General features: G+C 72.4%; 24 protein-coding genes and 1 pseudogene. 6 read left to right on the top strand and 19 right to left on the bottom strand.

What is annotated here, in order from left to right:
• Positions 1 to 123: 123 nt before the first annotated feature.
• Genes KME79_RS03445 through KME79_RS03430 form a run of 4 tightly spaced genes read right to left on the bottom strand, consistent with a single transcriptional unit; the run spans position 124 to position 4,407 of the window.
• On the bottom strand, positions 124 to 1,011 hold the full coding sequence (locus tag KME79_RS03445) for a branched-chain amino acid ABC transporter permease (RefSeq protein ID WP_148030490.1): 888 nt from the start codon (positions 1,009 to 1,011) through the stop codon (positions 124 to 126).
• Complete coding sequence (locus KME79_RS03440) at positions 1,008 to 2,858, bottom strand: AMP-dependent synthetase/ligase (protein WP_219543269.1); 1,851 nt, start codon at positions 2,856 to 2,858, stop codon at positions 1,008 to 1,010. Before KME79_RS03440 ends, KME79_RS03445 begins: the two co-directional genes overlap by 4 nt.
• The gene (locus tag KME79_RS03435; RefSeq protein WP_219543268.1) at positions 2,855 to 3,619 is read right to left on the bottom strand and encodes an ABC transporter ATP-binding protein; all 765 of its coding nucleotides are present in this window, start codon (positions 3,617 to 3,619) and stop codon (positions 2,855 to 2,857) included. Before KME79_RS03435 ends, KME79_RS03440 begins: the two co-directional genes overlap by 4 nt.
• Positions 3,616 to 4,407 carry an ABC transporter ATP-binding protein gene (locus KME79_RS03430; protein ID WP_308248768.1) on the bottom strand — a complete coding sequence of 264 codons (792 nt, stop codon included), beginning with the start codon at positions 4,405 to 4,407 and terminating at the stop codon, positions 3,616 to 3,618. The genes KME79_RS03435 and KME79_RS03430 overlap by 4 nt, the downstream gene beginning before the upstream one ends.
• An 89-nt stretch (positions 4,408 to 4,496) precedes the next feature.
• Here KME79_RS03430 and KME79_RS03425 point away from each other — a divergent pair, with 89 nt between their 5' ends.
• Positions 4,497 to 4,754: a UBP-type zinc finger domain-containing protein gene (locus KME79_RS03425; RefSeq protein WP_148030487.1), complete on the top strand. Its 258-nt coding sequence runs from the start codon at positions 4,497 to 4,499 to the stop codon at positions 4,752 to 4,754.
• Positions 4,755 to 4,764: 10 nt separating this feature from the next.
• Here the strand turns inward: KME79_RS03425 and KME79_RS03420 are convergent, their stop codons facing one another.
• Positions 4,765 to 5,994, bottom strand: a complete 1,230-nt coding sequence (locus KME79_RS03420; RefSeq protein WP_219543267.1) for a chromosomal replication initiator protein DnaA — start codon at positions 5,992 to 5,994, stop codon at positions 4,765 to 4,767.
• A gap of 214 nt (positions 5,995 to 6,208) precedes the next feature.
• Between KME79_RS03420 and KME79_RS03415 the strand changes: the two genes are divergently transcribed.
• The 3 genes and pseudogenes from KME79_RS03415 (at position 6,209) to KME79_RS03405 (ending at position 9,653) form a co-directional block, all read left to right on the top strand.
• Positions 6,209 to 8,200, top strand: coding sequence for an ATP-dependent DNA helicase (locus KME79_RS03415; RefSeq protein ID WP_219543293.1), 1,992 nt, complete (start codon positions 6,209 to 6,211; stop codon positions 8,198 to 8,200).
• Positions 8,201 to 8,443: 243 nt separating this feature from the next.
• Positions 8,444 to 8,947, top strand: a pseudogene (locus tag KME79_RS03410) (serine/threonine-protein kinase); the annotation flags it as partial.
• 106 nt (positions 8,948 to 9,053) lie between these two features.
• Positions 9,054 to 9,653: a DUF4328 domain-containing protein gene (locus tag KME79_RS03405; RefSeq protein WP_219543266.1), complete on the top strand. Its 600-nt coding sequence runs from the start codon at positions 9,054 to 9,056 to the stop codon at positions 9,651 to 9,653.
• Positions 9,654 to 9,695: 42 nt separating this feature from the next.
• Here the strand turns inward: KME79_RS03405 and KME79_RS03400 are convergent, their stop codons facing one another.
• The 8 genes from KME79_RS03400 to KME79_RS03365 form a co-directional block, all read right to left on the bottom strand.
• Complete coding sequence (locus tag KME79_RS03400) at positions 9,696 to 10,454, bottom strand: SGNH/GDSL hydrolase family protein (protein ID WP_219543265.1); 759 nt, start codon at positions 10,452 to 10,454, stop codon at positions 9,696 to 9,698.
• A gap of 103 nt (positions 10,455 to 10,557) precedes the next feature.
• A complete protein-coding gene (aroB, locus tag KME79_RS03395) occupies positions 10,558 to 11,634 on the bottom strand; it encodes a 3-dehydroquinate synthase (RefSeq protein ID WP_219543264.1) in 1,077 nt (358 codons plus the stop codon).
• On the bottom strand, positions 11,631 to 12,131 hold the full coding sequence (locus tag KME79_RS03390) for a shikimate kinase (RefSeq protein ID WP_148030481.1): 501 nt from the start codon (positions 12,129 to 12,131) through the stop codon (positions 11,631 to 11,633). The genes aroB and KME79_RS03390 overlap by 4 nt, the downstream gene beginning before the upstream one ends.
• A complete protein-coding gene (aroC, locus tag KME79_RS03385) occupies positions 12,128 to 13,309 on the bottom strand; it encodes a chorismate synthase (protein WP_148030480.1) in 1,182 nt (393 codons plus the stop codon). Before aroC ends, KME79_RS03390 begins: the two co-directional genes overlap by 4 nt.
• A gap of 92 nt (positions 13,310 to 13,401) precedes the next feature.
• Positions 13,402 to 14,109, bottom strand: a complete 708-nt coding sequence (locus tag KME79_RS46830; RefSeq protein WP_219543263.1) for a prepilin peptidase — start codon at positions 14,107 to 14,109, stop codon at positions 13,402 to 13,404.
• 159 nt (positions 14,110 to 14,268) lie between these two features.
• Complete coding sequence (locus KME79_RS03375) at positions 14,269 to 14,802, bottom strand: SseB family protein (RefSeq protein WP_219543262.1); 534 nt, start codon at positions 14,800 to 14,802, stop codon at positions 14,269 to 14,271.
• A gap of 175 nt (positions 14,803 to 14,977) precedes the next feature.
• Positions 14,978 to 15,151, bottom strand: coding sequence for a hypothetical protein (locus KME79_RS03370; protein WP_187281055.1), 174 nt, complete (start codon positions 15,149 to 15,151; stop codon positions 14,978 to 14,980).
• Positions 15,152 to 15,227: 76 nt separating this feature from the next.
• Positions 15,228 to 16,313, bottom strand: coding sequence for an FUSC family protein (locus tag KME79_RS03365; protein WP_219543261.1), 1,086 nt, complete (start codon positions 16,311 to 16,313; stop codon positions 15,228 to 15,230).
• 84 nt (positions 16,314 to 16,397) lie between these two features.
• On the opposite strand from KME79_RS03365, the gene KME79_RS03360 reads away from it, so the two are divergent.
• Positions 16,398 to 16,940, top strand: a complete 543-nt coding sequence (locus KME79_RS03360; RefSeq protein WP_219543260.1) for a TetR/AcrR family transcriptional regulator — start codon at positions 16,398 to 16,400, stop codon at positions 16,938 to 16,940.
• Here the strand turns inward: KME79_RS03360 and KME79_RS03355 are convergent.
• The 5 genes from KME79_RS03355 to KME79_RS03335 are packed head-to-tail and all read right to left on the bottom strand — an operon-like array spanning position 16,937 to position 20,079.
• Positions 16,937 to 17,605 (bottom strand): alpha/beta fold hydrolase, encoded by a 669-nt coding sequence (locus tag KME79_RS03355; RefSeq protein ID WP_219543259.1) that lies wholly within the window; start codon positions 17,603 to 17,605, stop codon positions 16,937 to 16,939. The genes KME79_RS03360 and KME79_RS03355 overlap by 4 nt on opposite strands.
• A 10-nt stretch (positions 17,606 to 17,615) precedes the next feature.
• The gene (locus tag KME79_RS03350) at positions 17,616 to 18,023 is read right to left on the bottom strand and encodes a UCP033725 family protein (protein ID WP_308248766.1); all 408 of its coding nucleotides are present in this window, start codon (positions 18,021 to 18,023) and stop codon (positions 17,616 to 17,618) included.
• Positions 18,005 to 18,451 carry a hypothetical protein gene (locus KME79_RS03345; RefSeq protein ID WP_261808420.1) on the bottom strand — a complete coding sequence of 149 codons (447 nt, stop codon included), beginning with the start codon at positions 18,449 to 18,451 and terminating at the stop codon, positions 18,005 to 18,007. Before KME79_RS03345 ends, KME79_RS03350 begins: the two co-directional genes overlap by 19 nt.
• 10 nt (positions 18,452 to 18,461) lie before the next feature.
• A complete protein-coding gene (locus KME79_RS03340; RefSeq protein ID WP_219543258.1) occupies positions 18,462 to 19,253 on the bottom strand; it encodes a carbon-nitrogen hydrolase family protein in 792 nt (263 codons plus the stop codon).
• Positions 19,213 to 20,079, bottom strand: a complete 867-nt coding sequence (locus KME79_RS03335; protein WP_219543257.1) for a DUF418 domain-containing protein — start codon at positions 20,077 to 20,079, stop codon at positions 19,213 to 19,215. The genes KME79_RS03340 and KME79_RS03335 overlap by 41 nt, the downstream gene beginning before the upstream one ends.
• Positions 20,080 to 20,221: 142 nt before the next feature.
• Between KME79_RS03335 and KME79_RS03330 the strand changes: the two genes are divergently transcribed.
• The gene (locus tag KME79_RS03330) at positions 20,222 to 21,388 is read left to right on the top strand and encodes a pyridoxal phosphate-dependent aminotransferase (protein ID WP_219543256.1); all 1,167 of its coding nucleotides are present in this window, start codon (positions 20,222 to 20,224) and stop codon (positions 21,386 to 21,388) included.
• Here the strand turns inward: KME79_RS03330 and bar are convergent.
• On the bottom strand, positions 21,385 to 22,500 hold the full coding sequence (gene bar, locus KME79_RS03325) for a barbiturase (RefSeq protein WP_219543255.1): 1,116 nt from the start codon (positions 22,498 to 22,500) through the stop codon (positions 21,385 to 21,387). The two genes, KME79_RS03330 and bar, sit on opposite strands and share 4 nt — an antisense overlap.
• Between the last annotated feature and the right edge of the window lie 20 nt (positions 22,501 to 22,520).

The following is a 22,520-nucleotide window of genomic DNA, read 5'->3' as shown; positions in this document are numbered from 1 at the left end:
CCGCGCCTGGATCCGCGTGATCTGGCGCTGCTGGCTCGACGGTGTCCCCTACGACCCCGCCAAACACGGCGCCGCAGCGGCGCTCAACGAGTTCGTTGCTGCCTGAGGTTGACACAGGGAGTGTCATACCCGCTCGACCTCCCGGGTGCCGAACAGCCCGTACGGCCTGACCAGCAGGACGACCAGCATGACCACGTACGGGGAGACGACCGCGAAGTTCTGCCCCAGCCACGGCAGGTAGGCGCCCTGGTACGACTGGAACAGCGACTCGACCACCCCGATCACCAGCCCGCCCGCCACGGCGCCGCCGAGCGAGTCGAGCCCGCCCACGATGATCGCGGGCAGCGCCTTGAGCGCGACGATCCAGGTGGTCTGCTCGATGCCCTGCCCGGTGCCGACGAACATGCCGGCGACCGCGGCCAGGAACCCGGCCAGCGCCCACGACAGCGCGAACACCGCGCCGACGGAGACGCCCTGGGCCAGCGCCGTCTCCTGGTCGTAGGCGGCGGCCCGCATGGCGAGCCCGTACCTGCTGTACCGGAAGAACGCGAACAGCAGCGTGACCAGCACCGCGGCGGCGGCCATCATGGCCAGCCAGCGCTGCTGCACCACGAGCGGCCCGAGCGAGACCAGGTCGAACCCCCACGGGTCGCCCACCTGGCGCACGTCCCTGCCGATGAGTCCGTTGACCACCACCCGCACCACCACGTCGACGCCGAGCGTGATGATCGCCACCACGAACACCGGCCGGCCCACCATCGGCCGGATCGCCGCCCGTTCGATGCCGAGCGCGACGGCGGCGATGAGCAGCGCCCCCAGCAGCGCCCCGAGGTAGAACCCGGTGACGGGGGCGAGGTAGCTGACCGCGACCGCGCCGGCCAGCATGAGCGCGGGCTGGGCGAAGCTGATCACCCGGGTGGCCTTGTAGATGATCACGAAGCCGAGGGCGAGCAGCGCGTACACGGACCCGTTGCCCAGCCCTCTGATGATCGTCTCCAGCGTGCCGGTCACCGCGCGTACATCCCTTCGACCAGGTCCTCGAAGAGCTTGGCGACGGCGCTCCGCTTGACCTTCTGCGTGGCGGTCAGCTCGCCGTCCTCGTGGTCGAGCTCCTTGGGCAGGAACGCGAAGCGCTTGACCTGCTCGGCCCGCGCGAACCGGGCGTTGACCTCGTCGACGACGCCCTGCACCAGCGCCCGCGTCTCGGGCTTCCCGGACAGGTCGCGGTAGGTGGTGTACGGGATGCGCCGCCGCCTGGCCCACTCCCCCACCGTGTCCAGCTCGATGCCGATGAGCGCGACGAGGTGGGGGCGCTGGTCGCCGATGACGACGGCCTCCTTGACGTACGGGGACGCCTTGAGCGCGTTCTCGATCTCGCTGGGGGCGACGTTCTTGCCGCCGGCGGTGATGATGATGTCCTTCATCCGGTCGGTGATCCGCACGTGGGTGCCGTCGACCCATTCGCCGACGTCACCGGTGTGCAGCCAGCCGTCCGGGTCGAGCACGTCGGCGGTGGCGCCCGGCTTGCCCCAGTATCCGGCGAACGTGCCCCGGTGCCTGGTCATGATCTCGCCGGTGGCCTCGTCGATCCTCAGCTCGACGCCGGGGTGCGGCTCGCCGACGGTGCCGAGGCGGACCCGGCCGGGCCGGTTGGCGGTGGCGACGGCGGTGTTCTCGCTCATCCCGTACACCTCGTGCATCGGGATGCCGATGCCCATGTAGAACTGGAGCACGTCCGGCGCGATCGGGGCGGCGCCGGAGGCGGCGTAGCGGACGCGGCGCATGCCCAGCCGCTCGCGCAGCGCCCGGTAGCAGAACACCCACCCGGCCGCGTACAGCAGCCGGGTGGCGGCGGTGTGCGTGCCGCCGGTCCGCACCAGCGTGTCGCCGATGCGGTCGGCCACCCGCAGCCAGAACCGGCCGGTCGCCCGCTTGACCGGTGAGGCGGACCCGAGCCGGATGTCGACCTGGGCGAGCACCTTCTCCCAGATGCGCGGCACCCCGAACAGGATCGTCGGCTGCACCTCGCGCAGGTTGGCCTGGACGGTGTCGATGGACTCGGCGAAGTTCACCTGGATGCCGGCGCCGGCGTTGAACCAGACGGTGAAGGCCCGTTCGGCGACGTGGCACAGCGGCAGGTACGACAACGTCAGGTCGCGCGGCGAGGGCGGCGGGTCGGCGAAGCCGCCGCCCAGCACGAGCGTCTCGACGCCGAACTCGATGTTGCCGACGGTGAGCATGACGCCCTTGGGCGGGCCGGTGGTGCCCGAGGTGTAGATGAGGGTGGCCACGTCGTCGGGGCGCGCGCCGGCCGTCCGGCCGTCGAGCGCGCCGGGGTACGCCTCGCGGTGCCGGGCGCCGAGCGCCAGCAGCTCCTCCCACGGCATCAGCCGCGGGTCGGTGTAGCGGCCGCGGATGCCGCGCGGCTCGATGTAGACGACGTGCCGCAGCTCGGGGCACTCGCCGATGACCGCCAGCGCCTTGTCGACCTGCTCCTGGTCCTCCGCGATGAGGATCTTCGCGCCGGAGTCGGCCAGCAGGTACGCGACCTCGGCGGGCGGGTTCGTCGGGTAGAGGCCGACGGTGACGCCGCGGGCCGCGACCGTGCCGAGATCGCCGTAGAGCCATTCGGGACGGTTCTCGGCGTGGATGGCGACCCGGTCGCCGGGCTCGACGCCGAGCGCGAGCAGCGCGTGCCCGACCAGCTCCACCCGCGACCAGTAATCGGCCCAGGTCACCTCCTTCCAGATGCCGAAGTCCTTGTGCCGCATGGCGACCGCGTGCGGCGTCGCGGCGGCCCGGTCGCGGACCCTGGTGACGAGGCTGGTGAGCGTGGCGGCGACGGGGGTGGCGGTCATGCGGTCCCTCCCAGGTAGGCCTCGATGACCCGCGGGTCATGCTGCACCTCGGCCGGGGAGCCGAGCGCGACCGGGCGGCCGAAGTCCAGCACCAGCACCCGGTCGGCCAGGTCCATCACGAGCCCCATGTCGTGGTCGACGAGCACGATCGGGATGCCGAGCTCGTCGCGGATGTCGAGGACGAACCTGGCCATGTCCTCGGTCTCCTCCAGGTTCATCCCGGCGACCGGCTCGTCGAGCAGCAGCAGCTTCGGCTCCATGGCCAGCGCCCGGCCCAGCTCGACCCGCTTCTGCACGCCGTACGGGAGCAGCCGCACGGGATGGCGGCGCCACGCCTCCAGCTCCAGGAAGTCGATGATGTCCTCGATCTGGGCGCGGGCGGCCAGCTCCGCCCGGCGGGCCCGGCCGAGCCACCACAGGGCGGACAGCGCGCCGTAGCGGAAGTGGTGGTGGCGGCCGAGCATGAGGTTGTCCAGCACGGTCAGGTTGTGGAACAGCTCGACGTTCTGGAACGTCCTGGCCAGCCCCATGGCGGCGATCTCGTGCGGGCGGCGGTCCAGCAGGTCCTCGCCGAGGAAGGTGACCCGCCCGGACTGCGGCCGGTAGACGCCGGACAGCACGTTGAACACCGAGGTCTTGCCGGCGCCGTTGGGCCCGATGACGGCCAGCAGCTCGGCCGGCCCGACCTCGAACGAGACGCCGTCGATGGCCTTGACCCCGGCGAAGCCGAGGTGCACGTCCTCGACCCGCAGGATGCTCACGACAGCCACCGCTTCCTGCGCTTGTAGTGCTTGACCTCGCGGAAGGAGCGGACCGCGCCGAGGTAGAACTCCTTGATGTCCTCGTCGGCGAGCAGCTCGGCGGACGGCTTGTCCATGACGATCTTCCCGGTCTCCATCACGTAGCCGTGGCTCGCGATGGACAGCGCCATGGCGGCGTTCTGCTCGACGAGCAGCACCGTGGTGCCCTGCCTGTTGATCTCCACCACGAGGTCGCGCACCTGGGCGACCAGCGACGGGGCCAGGCCCAGGCTGGGCTCGTCCAGCAGCAGGTAGCGGGGGCCGGCCATGAGGGCGCGGCCGACGGCCAGCATCTGCTGCTCGCCGCCGGACAGGTAGCCGGCCACGCTGCCGCGCCGCTCGCGCAGCACCGGGAACAGGCCGTAGACCCGGTCCAGGTGCGACAGCGCCGCGGTGTGGCCGCCGACCCTGAGGTTCTCCTCGACGGTCAGCTCGGCCAGGATGCGCCGGCCCTCCATGACCTGGCTGATGCCGCGCCGGACGATCTGGGCGGGCCTCAGGTGGTGGATCGGCTCGCCCTCAAGGGTGATCGCCCCCTTGGTGACCTCGCCATCGTGCACGTCGAGCAGCCCCGACAGGGCGCGCAGCAGCGTCGTCTTGCCCGCGCCGTTCGCGCCGAGGAGCGCCACGATGGAGCCGGGCGGGACGGCGAGGCTCACGCCGCGCAGCACCAGCATGACGTCGTCGTAGACGACCTCGAGATTGCGGATTTCGAGCACCGCGGCTCCCGGGATTGTGGTCCAGATCACTCCCCGATGAGCACAGAGTCCACGTTCACCCGACACGCAGCAAGAGGCGCGGCCGAAATCGCTGCGAACCTGTGTTTAGGATCGCGGACATGGCTATGTGCGAACATCTGATTCAGGCGGACGATCCCGAGGCGCGCACGCCCGAGGGATGCGAGGAATGTCTGGCCGAGGGCGGCCGGTGGGTGCACCTGCGCCGCTGCCTCGACTGCGGCCACATCGGCTGCTGCGACTCGTCCCCGGCCAAGCACGCCACCGCCCACTTCCACGGCACCGGTCACCCGGTGGTGCAGTCGTTCGAGCGGGGTGAGACCTGGCGCTGGTGCTACGCCGACAGCCAGATGGGCTGACGCCGGGCGGTCACCACTCGCGGCGGTCGCGCGGGTCGTCGTACTGCTGGTCCGGGCGCAGGCGCTCGCCGGTCGAGAACAGCGGCTCACCGAGGTACGGGCGAGTCCTGTCGGGCTCCTGCTGGCCCATCGACAGCAGCGGGTCGACCGGGTTGGGGGCGCCGCCGCCGTAACGCTCCTGCCCGTAGGCGGCGTTCTGGCCGTAGCCGGGGTCCTGCCCGTACGAGGAGTCGTGCCCGTAGCCCGGGTCCTGCCCGTACGAGGGATCCTGCCGGTAATGGGGATCCTGGCCGTAGCCCGGGTCCTTGGCGTAACCGGGGTCCTTGGCGTAACCGGGGTCTTGGCTGTGACCGTAGCCCGGGTCCTGCCCGTAGGAGGGGTCCTGGCCGTACGTGGGCTCCTGGCCGCGGAACGGGTCCTGGCGGCGGCCGGCGCCCGGGATGCCGTGCATGGGCGTGCCCAGGCCGGCGCCGCCGCTGGGCGAGGTGCGCGGCTGCGCGGGCGGTGCTGGTGGTGCGGCCTGCTGCTGGTACTGGCCGCCGCCGTAGGAGTCGCCGCGCTGCTCGTAGGCGGGCTCGGCGGGGCGGGCCTGCGACGGGAAGCCGAGCGGGTCGGTGTGCGGGGGCTGGCCGCCGGGCAGCTGGTAGGCCGGCTCGTCGGCGTACTGCGGGCCGGCGAACGGCTGGGCGTCGTGCTGCACGTACTGCGGGCCCGAGTAGGGGTCGCGGTAGCCGGCGTCGACGGCGTACTGGGGGCCGGTGAACGGGTCGTTCGCCTGCTCGGCGTACTGCGGGCCGGCGAAGGGCTGGGCGTGCGGCGGGGTGGTCTCGGCGCGCGAGGCGACCAGCTTGTCCTGGTGGTTGAGGTTGCCGCGGGCGACGAGCACGTCGTTGGGGCCGAGCGGCGCGGCGGGCCGCTCGTCGTGGAGGGGCGGCGGGGCGGGCCGGTGGTAGGTGCCCGTGCCGGGGATGACCTCGGCGGCGGGGTCGGCGGCGGGCACGTCGGCCGCGTGACCGTCGGGCTCGTGCTCGCCGGTGGCCTCGGCGTATCCCTCGTCAAGGGTGTCGAGCAGCCTGCCGACGTCGTCGAGCGGCATGCGGAAGCTCGCGGTGCACATCTCTCCCCGCCACAGGCTGAGCACCAGGGTGCCTTCGTGCCAGGTGACCCTGAGGCACCGCTCCTGGCCTCGGGCATCGAAGAAGACTTCGCCGAACGACGGCAACGGGACAACTTCCGACATGGCAGACATACTGCTAGTACCAGCCTTTATCCGTCCACTCAACCCCGGAAAACCCTACCAAAACGGACTTCCCATCCCCACCTTGAACCCACTTTTTCCCATGGTCCCCAGGTGGAGTTCCACCGCCAGTGTGCCACGGGACGCGGCGGAGAGGTCCGCGAATTCCGGGATGCGCATGGCCGATCACCTCACGTCCGGCGCGACGGGCGCCGGAATGCGGGTAGCGTTTACTGCCGTGCCGGACTCCCATCTCCCGTCAGCCGACTCCCTGCTCAGCGTCGCGGTCGACGCGCTCGGGGGGACCGAGCGGCAAGGCCAGATCACGATGGTGAAGGCCGTGCAGCAGGCCATCGACGACGGCGACCACCTGGCCGTCCAGGCCGGCACCGGCACCGGCAAGTCGCTGGCCTACCTGGTGCCGTCGATCCGCCACGCGATGGACGCCGACAAACCCGTGGTGGTCTCCACGGCCACGATCGCGCTCCAGCGCCAGCTCGTCGACCGCGACCTGCCCCGGCTCGCCGAGGCGCTCGGCAAGGAGCTGCCGCACGAGCCGACGTTCGCCATACTCAAGGGCCGCCGCAACTACCTGTGCCGCTACAAGCTGACCGCCGCCTGGCCCGAAGAGGACGAGCAGGACCAGCTGTTCGACGCCCGCGACGTGAGCGCGACCGGCCGGATGGTGCAGCGCATCCAGGAGTGGGCCGAGGAGACCGAGACCGGCGACCGCGACGAGCTGGTGCCCGGGGTCAGCGAGCAGGCCTGGCGGCAGTTCTCCGTCAGCGCCCAGGAGTGCCTGGGCGCCGGCCGGTGCCCCAGCGGCGCCGAGTGCTTCGCCGAGCTGGCCAGGGCGCGCGCGGGCGAGGTCGACGTGGTCGTCACCAACCACGCGCTGCTCGCCATCGACGCGATGGGCGACCTGCCGGTGCTGCCCGAGCATCGGCTGGTCGTCGTCGACGAGGCCCACGAGCTGGTCGACCGGGTTACCTCGGTGGTCACCGGCGAGCTGTCGGAGACCACCGTCGCCCTCGCGGTGCGCCGGGTGGGCCGCCTGATCGACCAGCCGGTCGCCGACCAGCTGATGGAGGCGAGCGAGGACCTCAAGGCACTGCTGGCCGCCGCCCCGCCTGGCCGCGTCGACGAGCTGCCCGAGGTGCTCGGGCTGACGCTCGCGCTCGTCCGCGACAGCGCGGCCCGCTGCCTCACCGCGCTCGGGCCGCGCGGCGGCGACAAGGACGACCCCGACAGGGCGGGCCAGCGCAAGGCCGCGTTCACCGCGCTGGACGAGGTGCACGACACGGCCGTGCGCATGCTGGAGGCCTACGGGCACGCCTCGGAGTCCGACCGCGCCGAGGTGGTGTGGCTCGACGGCGGCACCGACCGCCGCCCGCCGACCCTCCGCGTCGCCCCGCTCAACGTCGGCGGCATGCTCCGCGACAAGCTCTTCGGCGACCGCACCGTCGTGCTCACCTCCGCCACGCTGGCGCTCGGCGGCAGCTTCGACGGCATGGCCCGCCAGTGGGGGCTCGGCGACGACGACTGGCAGGGCATCGACGTCGGCTCCCCGTTCGACCACCCCCGCGCGGGCATCCTGTACGTCGCCAAGCACCTGCCGCAGCCGGGCCGCGACGGCCTGCCGCAGGCCTACCTCGACGAGATCGCCGAGCTGATCGAGGCGGCCGGCGGGCGCACGCTCGGCCTGTTCTCCTCGATGCGCGCCGCCAAGGCCGCCACCGAGGCCCTCCGCGACCGCCTCGACGTGCCGCTGCTGTGCCAGGGCGACGACTCGACGATGCTGCTCGTCAAGCAGTTCGCGGAAGACGAGCCGACCTGCCTGTTCGGCACACTGTCGCTGTGGCAGGGCGTCGACGTGCCGGGGCCGTCGCTGCGCCTGGTCATCATCGACCGCGTCCCGTTCCCGCGCCCCGACGACCCGCTCACCTCGGCCAGGCAGCGACACGTCGCCGCCAGGGGCGGCAACGGCTTCATGACGGTCGCGGCCACCCACGCGGCGCTCCTCCTCGCCCAGGGCACGGGGCGCCTGCTGCGCTCCCAGGACGACAGGGGCGTGATCGCCGTGCTGGACCCGCGCCTCGCCACGGCGCGCTACAGCGGCTTCCTGCTGGGCTCACTGCCCCCGTTCTGGCGCACCACCGACCCGGGCGTTCCCCGCGCCGCCCTGCGCCGGCTCTCGTCCGGCGACTGAACCTCAGGTCTACAGTCAAGATCTTTTCGGGAACCCCCTCGGGCTGAGCGCCGATAGCGAGCCTTCGGCCCGCCTGTCCCGCCGTCACTCCGGCGAAGGGCGTCGAACCTCCCGTCGTAGCCGGCCGCGGTCGGTGTAGAGGCGGTCTTCGGGGACGCCGGGGGTCGAAGTCCCCTCCAGGACACGCGCCTTTTTGGGATCATCACCACCGGCTGTCAAGATCTCAACGCGGAAAGCGGTGCCATGGCCAACCCCCTACGCGACGGCGACCCGACCCAGATCGGCCCGTATCGGCTGCACGCACGGCTCGGCGGGGGCGGGATGGGGCAGGTGTTCCTGGGCCGTTCCCCGGGCGGGCGCCTGGTGGCCGTCAAGGTGGTGCGCCCCGAACTGGCCGACAACGCGGACTTCCGGCGCCGCTTCGCTTCCGACGTGGAGGCCGCCCGCAAGGTCGGCGGGTTCTACACCGCCCAGGTCGTGGACGCCGACACCGAGGCCGCCCGGCCGTGGCTGGCCACCGCCTACATCCCCGGTCCTTCCCTGCACCAGGCCGTCGAAGAGCACGGGCCGCTCCCCCTGGAGTCGGCCGCGGTGCTGGGAGCGGGGCTCGCCGAAGGACTCGCCGCCGTGCACGCCTGCGGGATGGTGCACCGCGACCTCGAACCCGCCAACGTCATCCTCGCCGAGGACGGGCCCCGCCTGATCGACTTCGGCATCGCCCGCGCCCTGGACGCCACGAGCCACACCCAGACCTCCACCGTGCTGGGCACCGCCGCGTTCATGTCCCCCGAACAGGCCATGGCCCAGAAGGATCGCCATCTATGTGCTCCTTGCCCTCTTCGCCGTGGTCTCCGTGAGCACGGTGGTTCACCAGTTCGACATCGCCGACGACGCGGGACGGTGGCGCTCGGTGGAGACCTACGGCGACCTTCACGAGTCCGACGAGCTGATCAGCACGATCACGTGGGTGGCCCAGATCGTCTCCGGCCTGGCGCTGACGGCGTGCTGGGTGCTCTGGTTCTTCCGGGTACGAGTCGTCGCCGAACAGTTCGCGCCTGGCCGGCTGCGCTACCGCCCCTCCATGGCGGTATACGCCTGGTTCATCCCGATCGCCGGCCTGTGGCTTCCCAAGCAGATCGCCGACGACGTCTGGCACGCCTCCAGCCCGCCCGGACGCGGCCGCGCGACAGCCCCGGCCGGTCTCCTGCACACGTGGTGGGCCATGTGGCTGGTCACGTTCCTGACCTGGCCCCTCTTCTGGATCGACTGGACGACACTCCTCGCCACCCAGTACGAACGCAGGGAGGACAACGACCTTTACCGGATATACGAGTTCACGCCGGCCGGCTGGGCCAGCCTGGCCCTGCACATGGCGGTCGTGCCGACGGCGATCGTCACCGCTCGGTTCGTGCGGCGGCTGAGCGCCATGCAGGCGGCCAGACTCAACGGCTGAGCGGGCCGCCGGGCAGAAATCCTCCGGGATGTGAACGGGGTTCTACACCGTCCAGTGAGACAGCTCCGGACGCTTGGGAGACATCCCGTCGCCGGAGGAGACGCCGCGGACGCGGCGCGACACCCACGGGACGAGATACTCGCGGATCCACTGGGCGTCCTCGCGGCGGCGGGCGCGAGGGTCGACGACGCGCTCCGGCCACACCTTGTGCCACTCGTCGAACGGCACGCCGAGGACGTCGAGGACGCGGGCCGCCACCAGGCGGTGACCGTCGGCGTTCATGTGGAGGCGGTCCGGGCTCCACGCCCGCCAGTCGCGCAACCCCTGCATCGACCACTGGTCGACCAGCCGGCACCCGTAGAGGTCGGCGATCGAGCGGATGTGCAGGTAGTAGATGGCGAAGCGGCCGCGCAGGCGGCGCATCAGCGGCGTGTCACGCGGGTCGACCCCGGTGAACAGCAGCACGTCCGCGCCGGTGGCGCGCAGCGCGCGGACCGCGCCGGAGAGCTTCTTGGCCATCACGTCCGGGTCGCTGCCGGGACGCAGGAGGTCGTTGCCGCCGGCGCAGAGGCTGACCAGGTCGGGCGACATCTCGACCGCCTGCGGCACCTGGTCGGCGACGATCTGGTCGAGCAGCCTGCCGCGCACCGCCAGGTTGGCGTAGCGGAAGGACGAATCGTCCAGTGCGAGCCGTTCGGCGACCCGATCGGCCCAGCCGCGGAAGTGGCCGTTGCTGCCGGGGTCGTTCAGGCCTTCGGTGAAGCTGTCACCGAGAGCGACGAAGGAGCCGTAATGCCTCATGACCTGCTGTTCATCTCCGCGTTTCTCGTGCTGCGGCGTGGGCCCCACGACTGTAGTGGCTCGGCCGCGCCCGCGCGCGCCGCCACCCCGGCGCGCGCCCGTTTCATGACCGCCCGATGACCTTGTACGCGTCCTCCAGGAGCTCCTCGGGCGGGCCTTCCAGCCGGGCGGGCACGGCCAGTTCGTCGAGGACGACGAAGCGCTGTTTGGCCCCGCGGTTCTTCTTGTCGAGGCGCATGTGGTCGCGCAGCCGGGGCCAGGCGTCGGCGTGGTAGCCGGTGGGCAGGCCGACCGAGGTGAGGATGGCCCGGGTGCGCTCGACGAGGTCGGCGCGGCCGTCGAGCCTGGACAGCTCGGCCGCGTACATCATGCCGATGGCGACGGCCTCGCCGTGGCGCATCCGGTAGTGCTCGGCCCGCTCGATGGCGTGGGCGAGCGTGTGGCCGTAGTTGAGGATCTCGCGCAGGCCCGACTCGCGCAGGTCGGCGCCGACGACCTCGGCCTTGACCCGGATCTTGCGCTCGATCAGCTCGCGGGTGTGGGGCCCGCCGGGGCGGGCGGCGGCCTCGGGGTCGGCCTCGACGAGGTCGAGGATGACGGGGTCGGCGATGAACCCGCCCTTGATGATCTCGGCCAGGCCGGCCACGTAATCGGCGCGGGGCATGCCGTCGAGCACCGACAGCTCGCACAGCACCCCGGCAGGCGGCAGGAAGGTGCCGACGAGGTTCTTGCCCTCGGGGGTGTCGATGCCGTTCTTGCCGCCGACCGCGGCGTCGACCATGGCGAGCAGCGTCGTGGGCACCAGCACCACCTGGACGCCGCGCAGCCAGGTGGCGGCCACGAACCCGGCCAGGTCGGTGGTCGCCCCGCCGCCGACGCCGACGACCGCGTCGGACCGGGTCATGCCGTGGCGGCCGAACGCCGACCAGAGGCCGGCGGCCACCTCCGCGGTCTTGCACGCCTCGCCGTCGGGCACCGGCAACGCCACCACGTCGTAGCCGGCCTCGGCCAGGACGGCGGTGACGGGGCGGGCCAGCTCCGGCAGGCTCTCGGGGTGGATCACGGCGACGGTGGAGACGCCGGGCCTGAGCAGGCCGGGCAGCTCGCCGTGGACCCCGGTGCCGACCACGACGTCGTACGGGCTCTCGCCCTTCACGGTGATGCGGGTAGCCGCGGTCATCGGCCCAGCCCTTCCACGATCTCGTCGGCGAGCTCGGCGGGCTCGCGCTTGTCGGTCGCCACGGTGAGCACGGCGAGCCGCTCGTAGACGGGCCGCCGCTCCTCCATGAGCTTCTTCAGCCGGCTGCGCGGGTTGAGCACGAGCAGCGGCCTGGCCGAGCCGAGGCCGACGCGCTGGACCGCGTCGGCCAGGCCGACCTGGAGGTAGACGACGGGGCGGCCGTCGAGCATGGCCTGGGTCTCCTCGCGCAGCACGGCGCCGCCGCCGAGGGACAGGACGCCGTCGTGCTCGTCCAGCGCCCTGCGCACCGCCTCCAGCTCCAGCTCGCGGAAGTGTTCCTCGCCGTCCTCGATGAAGATGTCGCTGACGGGCTTGCCCGCGACGGCCTCCACGTCGGCGTCGGTGTCGCGGAAGGTGACGCCGAGGCGCTCGGCGAGCAGGCGGCCCACGGTCGTCTTGCCGGACCCGGGCGGGCCGATCAGCACGGCCTTGATCATTTGATCACCATGGATGAGAGGTAGCCGGACAGGTTGCGGGCGACTTCCTCGACGGAGTCGCCGCCGAACTTCTCCACCGCCGCGTCGGCCAGCACCAGCGCGACCATCGCCTCGGCCACGACGCCGGCGGCAGGCACGGCGCACACGTCGGAGCGCTCGTGGTGGGCCTTGGCCGCCTCGCCGGTCTTGACGTCGATGGTGGCCAGCGCCCTGGGGACGGTGGAGATGGGCTTCATGGCGGCGCTGACGCGCAGGATCTCGCCGTTGGTCATGCCGCCCTCGACGCCGCCGGCGCGGTTGGTGAGGCGCCGCACGCCGTCTTCGGAGGTGTATTCGATCTCGTCGTGGGCCTCGGAGCCGGGCCTGCGCGCGGTCTCGAAGCCGTCGCCGACCGCCACGCCCTTGATCGCCTGGATGCCCATGAGGGCGGCGGCGAGACGGGAGTCGAGCCGGCGGTCCCAGTGGGTGTAGCTGCCGAGGCCGGGCGGCAGGTTGTAGGCGAGGACCTCGACGACGCCGCCGAGGGTGTCGCCGTCCTTGTGGGCCCGGTCGATGCGCTCGACGATGGCGGCGCTCCCGTCAGGGTCGGCGCAGCGGACCGGGTCGGCGTCGATGCGGGCCAGCTCGCCGGGGCCGGGCAGGGTGGTGGCGGGGCTCTGGACGCCGCCGATGGAGGTCACGTGGCTGAGGAGGTCGACGCCGAGCGCCTGCTTGAGGAAGCGCCTGGCGACCTCGCCGAGCGCGACGCGGGCGGCGGTCTCGCGGGCGCTGGCCCGGTCGAGGACGGGGCGGGCGTCGTCGAAGCCGTACTTCTGCATGCCGGCCAGGTCGGCGTGGCCGGGGCGGGGCCGGGAGCGCGGCGCGTTGCGGGCCAGGCCCTCCAGCTCGGCCGGGTCGACCGGGTCGGCGGCCATGACCTTCTCCCACTTGGGCCACTCGGTGTTGCCGATGCGGATGGCCACGGGGCTGCCGATGGTGCGGCCGTGGCGGACTCCGCCGACGATCGTCACCTCGTCCTGCTCGAACTTCATCCGGGCGCCGCGGCCGTAGCCGAGACGGCGGCGGCGCAGGGCCTCGTCGATGGCGGCCGTGGTCACCTCGACGCCTGCGGGCAGGCCCTCCAGGATGGCGACGAGCTCAGGGCCGTGGGACTCTCCGGCGGTCAACCAGCGCAACATGAGTCCAAGTCTTCCATGCGCGGCCGGGTGCGACGTCCGCGCGTTCACCTGCCGAGACGTTCCGGGATCGAGACTTTCGTCGACGGAGACGTTCAGGGCTGGAGACAGAGCGCGGCGAACGCTCCGAGCAGCATGAAAGGACCGAACGGAAACTCGGTGCGCCGGTCGCCGCGCCGGGTGACCAGCAGCAGGATCGCGTAGAGCGCGCCGAGCAGCTGCCCGCCGACGGCGGCGACGACCCATGCCTGCCAGCCGGCCGCGGCGCACGCCATGCCGATCAGCCCGGCCAGCTTGACGTCGCCGAGGCCCAGGTCGGCGGGCCTGATCAGCCAGAGCAGCCCGTAGCAGGCGGCCAGCGCGAGCCCGCCGAGCAGCGCCCTGGCCGGCTCGCCGGTGGGCAGCAGGGTGAGCGCGAGGATCGGGTACGAGGGCAGCGTGATCACGTCGGGCAGCCGGGTGGTGCGCCAGTCGACCGCGGCCAGCGCCGTCCCGGCGACGGCCGCGTACGCGTACGGCCATCCGGCCCGCCACACCACCAGCGTCAGCACGACGGCGGTGATCAGCTCGTACGTGGGCGGCCAGGCGGGGACGGGCACCGTGCGCAGAGTGGCCAGGAGCGCCGCGCGCCCCTCGGCGCGCGCGTCGGCCGGTTCCTGCTCGAACGCCCCGGCGAGCGTCCGCGCATAACGCCCCGCCACGACCCCCAGCAGTACGAGGGCGGCGGGCGCGAGCCAGGACGACGGTCCGGCGAGCACCAGGGCGTCCGGCGATGCGGCCTCCACCACCGGGTGTACGAGCACGCGCCGCACTCTAATGCGCGACGGCCCGCCCCGCCGGAAAAGCCGGGACCGGACACCTGACCACCACCGGCCGCAGTGCAGCCGAGACCGGCTGCTGTCAGCTGTCGCCTTCCAGGCGCCGGGACCGCCGGTCGGGAACCTGGGACCGCGTGCTGGTCGCTAGCGCCCGCGGGCGACCTTTCTGGCGAACCAGCCGCGCTTCCTGACCGGCTCGGGTCTGGCCACGGTGAGGCCGTCGAGGGTGCCGGACTCGATCGCGGCCAGGGCGCGGAGCACCTCGCCCTCGATCACGAACTGGACCGGCCCGGCCACGTCGACGACCACGGCGGCGGCGCCCTCGGCGGCGGCGGCGCGGCAGACCTGGAGCGTCGTGGCCTGGATGGGCCGGGCGTCGGGCCGCCACAGGCGCAGCGGCTCGGTGCCGGTGAAGGCCAGCACCGCCTCGCGCCCGTCCTTGCCGACCAGCTTGGGGAGCGCCATCTCGCTCTCCTTCTCCTGCCGCACGCCGTGCGCCCCGATCTCGGACGAGGTCAGCAGGGCGACGACGGGCACCAGCAGCCGGCTCTCGCCGAGCGCGTTGAGCACCCGCTCGGGCCCCGCGGCGCCGGCCTGGTAGGCGGCCAGCGCGGCGCTCACCAGCGGCGGCGTGCTGCCGTCGTCGCCGGCGTCGAGGGGATCGGGAATGGTCAGCACGCCTCCGACCCTATCCGGACGCGGCCCCGCCCCCGTCCCCGGAGCGTGCGGCGTTCCTCGCCGGAAGACTGGAGCGCGCGGGCCGCCGCCCGGCCCACGGGATGACGGGTCGTGCGCCGCCGCCTTCTCCCGCATCCCGTCCTTGAGCTCCAGCAGCCGCTCGGCGGCACAAGGCTCATGTCAGGTCGTCGAGGCCCTTGCCCGACTCGCGCATGGCCCGCTCCATCGCCGCCCTGCCCTGGGTCCTGGGCTCCCTGCCGGGCTCCTCCACCGGCTCACGGTCGTCCTCCGCCGGTTCCAGCAGCGGCTCGGCGTCGGTCTTCGGGGCGTTCTCGTCGGGCGTGCTCATCGGTCGTCCTCCCTGGTCAGAGCCGTTGACTGCGCTCTTCTACCCGTCGGGGGACGAGGGAACCCGCACGCGGCCGTCAGCCGGCCACCGGCGGCAGCGCAGCGGAGCTCTCCTCCTGGTCGGATCCGGTCGCCCGCAGCAGGTCGACGACGATCGACCGCAGCTGCGCCACGATCACCGCGGAGGAGAAGCCGACGCCGTCGTCCGGCCGCTGCCGGGTGGCCACCGCCAGCAGGGCCTGCCGGGCGAGCACGGGCTCGCGGCCCGCCCCCAGCTCCAGCTGGAGGAGCAGCGCCGCCTCCGACACCTCGCGCATGGACTCGGCCAGCGACGCCGGCGGCGGCTGCGGCTCGCCGAGGGCGGCGATCGTGCGCCGGGCCAGCACCCTGGCGTTCCTGAGCGCGTGGTCGACCGGCTCGGCGGCGGTCTCGTACCGCGCCAGGACGGCCCGCCGGTGCCAGTGCATCGGCGAGATCAGGATGATCTCCTTGCTGGTCTCCAGCGCCTGCTCGAACTCCGCCACCACCGCCTGCGTGCCGCGCGCCTCCTCCAGCGCCTCGGCGGCCAGGTCGGCGTCGCGTTTCTCGATCGCCTCGGCCGCCTGCTCCAGCGCGGTGGACAGCGCGTCCAGCACCCCGGAGGCGTGCTTGGCCGCGAGGGCGAGCGGGCTGGCCGGCATCAGCGCGACCGCGGCCAGGCCCACGGCGCCGCCGACGAGCGCGTCCACCATCCGGTCCAGGCCGCCCATGTCGTCGCCGGGCAGCACGGCCGCGACGAGCACGGCGGAGGAGGCGACCTGCGCCACGAACAGCGCCCCGCTGTCGAGCAGCACCGCGGTCGTCATGGCCAGCGCCACCACGAGCGCGATCTGCCACGGCCCGGACCCGATCCAGGCCACCAGCAGGTCCCCCACGCCGACGCCGAGGCTGACGCCCACCACCAGCTCGGCCACCCGGCGCAGCCGCTGGCCGAGCCCGATGCCGACGCTGATGAGCACCGCGATGGGCGCGAAGAACGGCCGGACGTGGCCGAGCAACTGGGTGGCGACGAGCCACGCCACGCCCGCGCCCACGGAGCTCTGCGCGATGGCGGGGGCCATCAGCCCGAACGTCCCCACCCGGCCCCGCATGTGATCGCCGAGCTTCGTTCCCACCCTTGTCATCCTTGCCGATCATAATGACATTCCGGTCACCTCGGCCATAGTGGCCGATATAGGCCCAGGATGCGCATGGCTATTGTCGTGAGCATGAGACCGAGGAGCCGGGAGGGGACCCGGCGGCGCATCCTCGACGCGGCCCGCCGCCTGTTCGCCGAGAACGGCTACGACCAGGTGACGATGCGCATGCTCGCCGCCGAGGCACACGCGAACGTGGCGCTGATCAACCGCTACTTCGGCTCCAAGCGGAAGCTGTTCGCGGAGGTGCTGGCCGAGCAGGGGCGCTTCCCCGGCGTCCTCGACGACGGCGGCGGCGACCTGGCGGTGCGGCTGGCCGAGTACGTCGCCGACCGGCTCGGCTCCGACTCCGACAACCCGGTGCTGGCGACGCTGACCCGCTCGGCCTCCAGCGCCGAGATCGGCACGCTCGCCGCGGACCGGGTGCGCACCGCCCTGCTGGAGCCGCTGACCGCCCGGCTGGACGGCGGGCAGGCCGAGCTGCGCGCCGCCATTGCCACCGCGCTCATCATGGGCATCGGGCAGTTCCGCCAGCTCATGGGCCCGGTCACGCCGGTGCGGCGCGACGAACTGGTGACGCGGCTGACCGCCGTGTTCCGCGCGTGCCTGGACTAACCGTCCAGGAAGTCGTCGACCACCTGCCGGAAGGCCACGCGCTCGGTGGTGTGCACCAGGTGACCGGCCTCGATGGTGACCAGGCGGGCGCCGGGGATGCGCGCCGCCAGCAGATCGGCGCGGAACGGGCTGGCCTGCCCGCCCGAGATCACCAGGGTCGGCGCGGTGATCCGGGCCAGCCCGTCGAGCCAGGCCGGGTCGGGGTGCAGGAACTGCCGCTCGGTGTCGTGCATCATGCGCCAGTCGAAGCCCGTGGAGTCGTCCTCGACCAGGACCGGCCGGTCGCGCATCGGCACGGGCAGCGCCGAGTCCTCCACCACCAGCCGCGTCACCCGCTCGGGGTGGCGCATGGCCAGGTGGTAGGCGACCATGCCGCCGAGCGAGTGGCCGATCACCGTGGCGGTCGCGGCGTCGTGCAGGTCGAGCAGGGCGGCGACGTCCTCGGCCATCTCCGGGATGGGGTAGGTGCCGGGGAAGTCGCTGGCGCCGTGGCCGCGCAGGTCGGGGACGAGCACGTGGTAGCGGCCGGCGAAGTGGCGGGTGAAGCCGTTCCAGTCGTTGTGGTCGGCGGTCCGGCCGTGCAGCAGCACCAGCGCGGGCGCCGCCGGATCGCCCTCTTCCCGGTAGGCCAGCCGGATCCCGTTGACGTGGGCTTCACGTATCACATCAGGGACCCTACGGCACCGGGATGCGCTCGACGCGGATGGAGAAGACCTCCTCGCGCGGCACCACGACCTCGTAGGCGCCATGATCGACCATCCAGTAGCCGAGCGCCTCGGCCTTCATCCCGCTGTGGCCGGTGTAGGCGATGTGCAGGCCGTCGTCGTCCTCGTCGAGCACGCTGCAGGGCTCCCCGCCGAACGTGCCGACCGTACGGATGAGCACCAGCCACTCCAGCTCGGAACGGGCGACCGTGCGCCGCCAGTAGCCGGAGGCGGACTCGAACCCGTCGAGCTCCTCCTCGCTCAGCAGCACGACCCGGTCGTCGGGCCCGAGCGCCGCGGGCAGCGTCAGCTCTCCGAACCGGGCGACGAAGCCGGACGCGACCGGCGTGATCTCCTCGCTCATGCCGAAGGCCGCCACGTCAGCCCGTCGTACTCGGCGAACGGCCGCTCGCCCGAGCCGGTGACATGCATGATCCGCGCGCCGGCCGGAATCGGCATCGGGACGGTGTGGAACTGCGGCACCACGTGCTCGCGCGAGGTGGTGAACCCGTTGCCGGCGAACGGCGGCGCGTCGCTCCAGTCGCCGCCCATGTGCGGGCCGTACGGGACGGAGTAGGTGTCGACGTCGCGGGCGTGCCAGCGCAGCACGTAGAGCTCCGGCACGTCGGAGGTCAGCTCCGAGCCGTCGAACGACAGGTCGAGGCCATGGTAGAAGTCGCGTGGGGTGGTCAGTCGCGCGCAGTCCTGCACGCGGTAGACGTAACCGGAGATGACCGTGCGCTTGCCCGACAGGTAGGGGACGAGCAGACGCGGCGGGACCACCTTCTGCATCTGCGTTCCGCTCACGATGACCACTTTACGATCTGTTGACCCCGAGAACGCGATGTTCGAGGCAGGGCAGGGCGGACCTGGCCCGGGCGGTGACCTCCGGGTCGAGCTCCACCACCTGCACCCCGGCGGACGAGCCGAGGTCGGCCCTGACCACGCCCAGCGGGTCGACCAGCATGCTCCGCCCCACCCCGTAACCGTCGGACGACTCGGCCGGGTTGGGCGCCTGGCCGACGGCGGCGGTCCACATGGTGTTCTCCAGGGCGCGGGCGCGCACCAGCGTCACCCAGTGGTCCTCCTTCAGCGGCCCCGAGCCCCAGGCGGCGATCACCGCGAACATGTCGGCGCCCTGGTCGACCAGCGCCCTGGTCAGCTCGGGGAAGCGGATGTCGTAACAGGTGACCAGCCCCACCCGCAGACCCGCCAGCTCGACCACGACCGGCTCGGCGCCGGGCGCGACCAGCCCCGACTCCTTGGCGCCGAACGAGTCGAACAGGTGGATCTTGCGGTAGGCGCCCCTGAGCTCGCCGGAGGCGTCCAGAGCGACGGCGGTGTTGTGGACCAGGCCCTGGCCGGGCTCGAAGACGCCCGCGATCACCGCCACGCCGTGCCGCCTGGCGGCCTCGGCCACGCCGGTGACGAACGGCCCGTCGAGCGGCTCGGCCAGGTCGGTGATGCGTTTGCCGTAACGCGTGAGCGTCGCCTCCGGGAAGATCGCGAGGTCGGCGCCCTCGGCCCGGGCGAGCGCCTCGCGCACCCGTGTGAGGTTGACCGAAGGGTCAGGTGACACCGGGACCTGGCAGAGGGCGATTCTCGTCACGGCCCGACTCTAGCCGGTTGGGCACGCGGCGGAACCGGGTGAGCATGCGCCAGATCCATTCCAGCGGCCCGTAACGGAACCGGCGCAGCCACCACCGGCTGAACACCGCCTGCACGGCCACGGTGACGCCCGCCACGGCGAGCACCGACCAGCGGGTGGGATCCGCGTCGACCAGCCCGCCTGCGAAGAAGATGACGAGCGTGCCCGTCACGTAGTTGGTCAGCGCCATCCTGCCCAGCGGCTCCAGCACCGCCGACAGCCACGGCCGCAGCACCAGGACCAGCCCGGCCGAGTAGGCGGCCGCGCCGGCCAGCGCGCCGAGGGTGTAGAGCGTCCAGTCGCCGGACCACGACGCCGCCGCGGAGAGCAGCACGCCGCACACCGCGCTCACCCCGAAGGCGGGCAGCAGCAGCTCCCGCTGCGGCCGCAGCTGCATCAGCGCCATGCCGACGAGGAACATCCCCGGGATGAGCAGCACCCCGCCGCCCGCCATCACCCCCCACGCGGTCACGCCCAGCCCGAGCAGCAGCACCGGCACCCCGCGCCACAGGAACGAGGCGGGCAGCAGCACGATCAGCCCGTAGAAGGCGTAGTCGGTGAGCACCTCGCCCGGGTACCAGATGTGCTGGACCAGCCCGAAGACCATCAGCCAGAGCAGGCGCGACAGCAGCGACCACCGCCCGGCCCGCTGCAGGTACAGCACGAAGCTGATGCCGAACAGCAGCGAGAAGATCGGGTAGAACCGGCTCTGGAAGAAGGACTCGACCGTCCAGTCGATCCCGGTGTAGGTCTCCTTGGCGGCGTGCTGCCACGTGTTGACCAGCATGATGCCGCCCACCGCGAAACCGCGGAGAGCGTCCAGCTCACGAATACGCGATGGGGAACTCAGGTGAACCACCCTACTGAGGGAACTCCGCGACCCGGCCCGCGCGCGTCGGCCCGCCCGGCCGACACCTTACTGTGAACATGTGACGGAACCACTTGTCTCCAGGATGCGCTCCTTCGGCACCACCATCTTCGCCGAGATGAGCGCGCTAGCCGTGCGGACCGGAGCGATCAACCTGGGCCAGGGCTTCCCCGACACCGACGGCCCGGCCGCCATGCTCGACCACGCCGTGCACGCGATCCGCTCCGGCGCCAACCAGTATCCTCCTGGCCCCGGCGTGACGGAGCTCAGGCAGGCGGTCTCCGAGCACCGCGAGGAGCACTACGGCCTCTCCTACGACCCCGACGGCGAGATCCTGGTCACCGTCGGCGCCACCGAGGCCATCGCGGCCTCGATCCTGGCGCTGTGCGAGCCGGGCGACGAGGTGATCGCCTTCGAGCCCTACTACGACTCGTACGCGGCCTCGATCGCGCTCGCCCAGGCGCGGCTGGTCGGCGTGACGCTCCGCCCGGACGGCGGGCGGTTCGCGTTCGACCCCGGCGAGCTGCGCGCGGCGATCACCCCGCGCACCCGGGTGATCCTGGTCAACTCGCCGCACAACCCGACCGGCACCGTCTTCACCCGCGAGGAGCTGACGCTCGTCGCGGAGCTGTGCCGCGAGCACGACCTGATCGCCGTCACCGACGAGGTGTACGAGCACCTGACGTTCGACGGCGTGGAGCACGTCCCGCTGGCCACGCTGCCGGGCATGCGCGAGCGCACCGTGATGATCTCCTCGGCGGGCAAGACGTTCTCCGTCACCGGCTGGAAGACCGGCTGGATCTGCGCCCCGGCCCCGCTGGTGGGCGCCGTGCAGACGGTCAAGCAGTTCCTCACCTTCACCGCGAGCGCGCCCTGGCAGGCCGCGGTGGCCTACGGGCTGCGGCACGAGCGCGAGTGGGTGGCGGCGCTGCGCGCCTCGCTGCAGGACAAGCGCGACCGCCTCATGGAAGGGCTGGCCGCGGCCGGGTTCGAGGTGTTCCGCCCGGCCGGCACCTACTTCGTGCAGACCGACATCCGGCCGCTCGGGTTCGACGACGGGGTCGCGCTCACCCGCCGGCTGCCCGAGCTGGCCGGTGTCGTCGCCATCCCCACCCAGGTGTTCTACGAGCACGCCGAGCGGGGCCGCCCCTTCGTCAGGTTCGCCTTCTGCAAGAAGGACGAGGTCATCGACGAGGCGGTGACCCGGCTCAAGCGGCTCTCGGGCTAGTCGGCGCCCAGGTCGGCGCCCAGGTCGATGATGGCCGCGACCGGGCCGCCGCCCGACGGGCCCTGGTGCACGGCGGCCACCGACACGAACACCGCCGGGTCGCCGGTGACCGCCGCGGCCACGCCGCCGACCGTCGCCTTGATCTGGCGGTGCCAGTGCACGTCGGAGTCGTCGAGCATGATGTTGCGCCGCCCGCGCACCCGGCCCGACGGGTCGGCCTCACACTTCATGAACACGTTGACCAGCCGCCCGCCGAGGTCGGAGTGGTGGGGACGGTCCGGCAGCGGCAGGCCCGCGTCGCGGATCGCCTCCCAGATCCCGTCGGCGTCGAGCGCGTCGCGCATGACGCTGTGGCCGATGCGGTAGCGGCCGCCGATGCCGCGCACGTTGCCCACCAGCACGATCTGCGCCCGGTCCAGCTCGACGCCGGACGAGCAGGACGCCACCGACGAATACAGCGAGAGGTCCTTGTGGATCTGGTCGGCGCGCGGCATGTCGATCTCGCCGAGCGCGACCGCGATGCCCAGCGCGGTGGTCGAGTTCGACAGGTCCATCGACGGGCCCGTCTCCTCGATCGCGGTGTCCTCGCCGCGGCTCTTGGCGTCGGTGATCGTGGCCAGCGTCAGCAGCGGCGTCTTGGTCTGCACGTAGTGGACGTCGCGCGGGTCGTCGATGCCGGCGATCTTCATGGCCTCTCGCACGCCCGCCGCGACCTTCTCCACCATGGCCGGCCTGCCGATGTCCTCGGGCAGGATCACCTCGCTCATCGCCACGCCGACCGACAGCCGCGGCTCGTCCGACGGCGGCGCCGACGCCGGGTCCACGCTCGCGAAGATCGTCGCGTGCGGGCTGAGCACCCCGTCGGTGCCGCCCGACCAGACCAGCGGCACGCTCTCCGGCGCCGGATGACCCTTGACGGACAGCACGTCGCGGAACGCCCGATCGGCCAGGATGCGGGTGTAGTCGTTGACCCCGCCGTTGCCCTCGGTCTTCCCGATCACCGCGAGCACCCGCCGCGCCTCGATCGCCCCGTCGTCGATGAGCCGCTCCAGCCCCGAGGCGTCCGTGACGCTCTCGATCGGCACCTTGCGCACGTCAATCGGATCCGGCATCCCGCGCCCCTTCTCACCAG

It is taken from the genome of Nonomuraea harbinensis, from assembly GCF_019396385.1.
GTDB lineage: Bacteria > Actinomycetota > Actinomycetes > Streptosporangiales > Streptosporangiaceae > Nonomuraea > Nonomuraea ferruginea.
Note: the sequence above shows the minus strand (reverse complement) of the source record. Positions and strands in the feature narration are given on the sequence as shown.

Excerpts from the sequence above, each read along its gene's own strand:
- aroB (WP_219543264.1), bottom strand. The coding sequence starts at position 11,634 with ATGACCGCGGCTACCCGCATCACCGTGAAGGGCGAGAGCCCGTACGAC.
- KME79_RS03390 (WP_148030481.1), bottom strand. The coding sequence starts at position 12,131 with ATGATCAAGGCCGTGCTGATCGGCCCGCCCGGGTCCGGCAAGACGACC.
- KME79_RS03370 (WP_187281055.1), bottom strand. The coding sequence starts at position 15,151 with ATGAGCACGCCCGACGAGAACGCCCCGAAGACCGACGCCGAGCCGCTG.
- aroC (WP_148030480.1), bottom strand. The coding sequence starts at position 13,309 with ATGTTGCGCTGGTTGACCGCCGGAGAGTCCCACGGCCCTGAGCTCGTC.
- KME79_RS03360 (WP_219543260.1), top strand. The coding sequence starts at position 16,398 with ATGAGACCGAGGAGCCGGGAGGGGACCCGGCGGCGCATCCTCGACGCG.
- KME79_RS03420 (WP_219543267.1), bottom strand. The coding sequence starts at position 5,994 with ATGTCGGAAGTTGTCCCGTTGCCGTCGTTCGGCGAAGTCTTCTTCGAT.
- KME79_RS03415 (WP_219543293.1), top strand. The coding sequence starts at position 6,209 with ATGCGGGTAGCGTTTACTGCCGTGCCGGACTCCCATCTCCCGTCAGCC.
- KME79_RS03425 (WP_148030487.1), top strand. The coding sequence starts at position 4,497 with ATGGCTATGTGCGAACATCTGATTCAGGCGGACGATCCCGAGGCGCGC.
- KME79_RS03335 (WP_219543257.1), bottom strand. The coding sequence starts at position 20,079 with ATGCTGGTCAACACGTGGCAGCACGCCGCCAAGGAGACCTACACCGGG.
- KME79_RS03365 (WP_219543261.1), bottom strand. The coding sequence starts at position 16,313 with ATGACAAGGGTGGGAACGAAGCTCGGCGATCACATGCGGGGCCGGGTG.
- KME79_RS03440 (WP_219543269.1), bottom strand. The coding sequence starts at position 2,858 with ATGACCGCCACCCCCGTCGCCGCCACGCTCACCAGCCTCGTCACCAGG.
- KME79_RS03400 (WP_219543265.1), bottom strand. The coding sequence starts at position 10,454 with ATGAGGCATTACGGCTCCTTCGTCGCTCTCGGTGACAGCTTCACCGAA.
- bar (WP_219543255.1), bottom strand. The coding sequence starts at position 22,500 with ATGCCGGATCCGATTGACGTGCGCAAGGTGCCGATCGAGAGCGTCACG.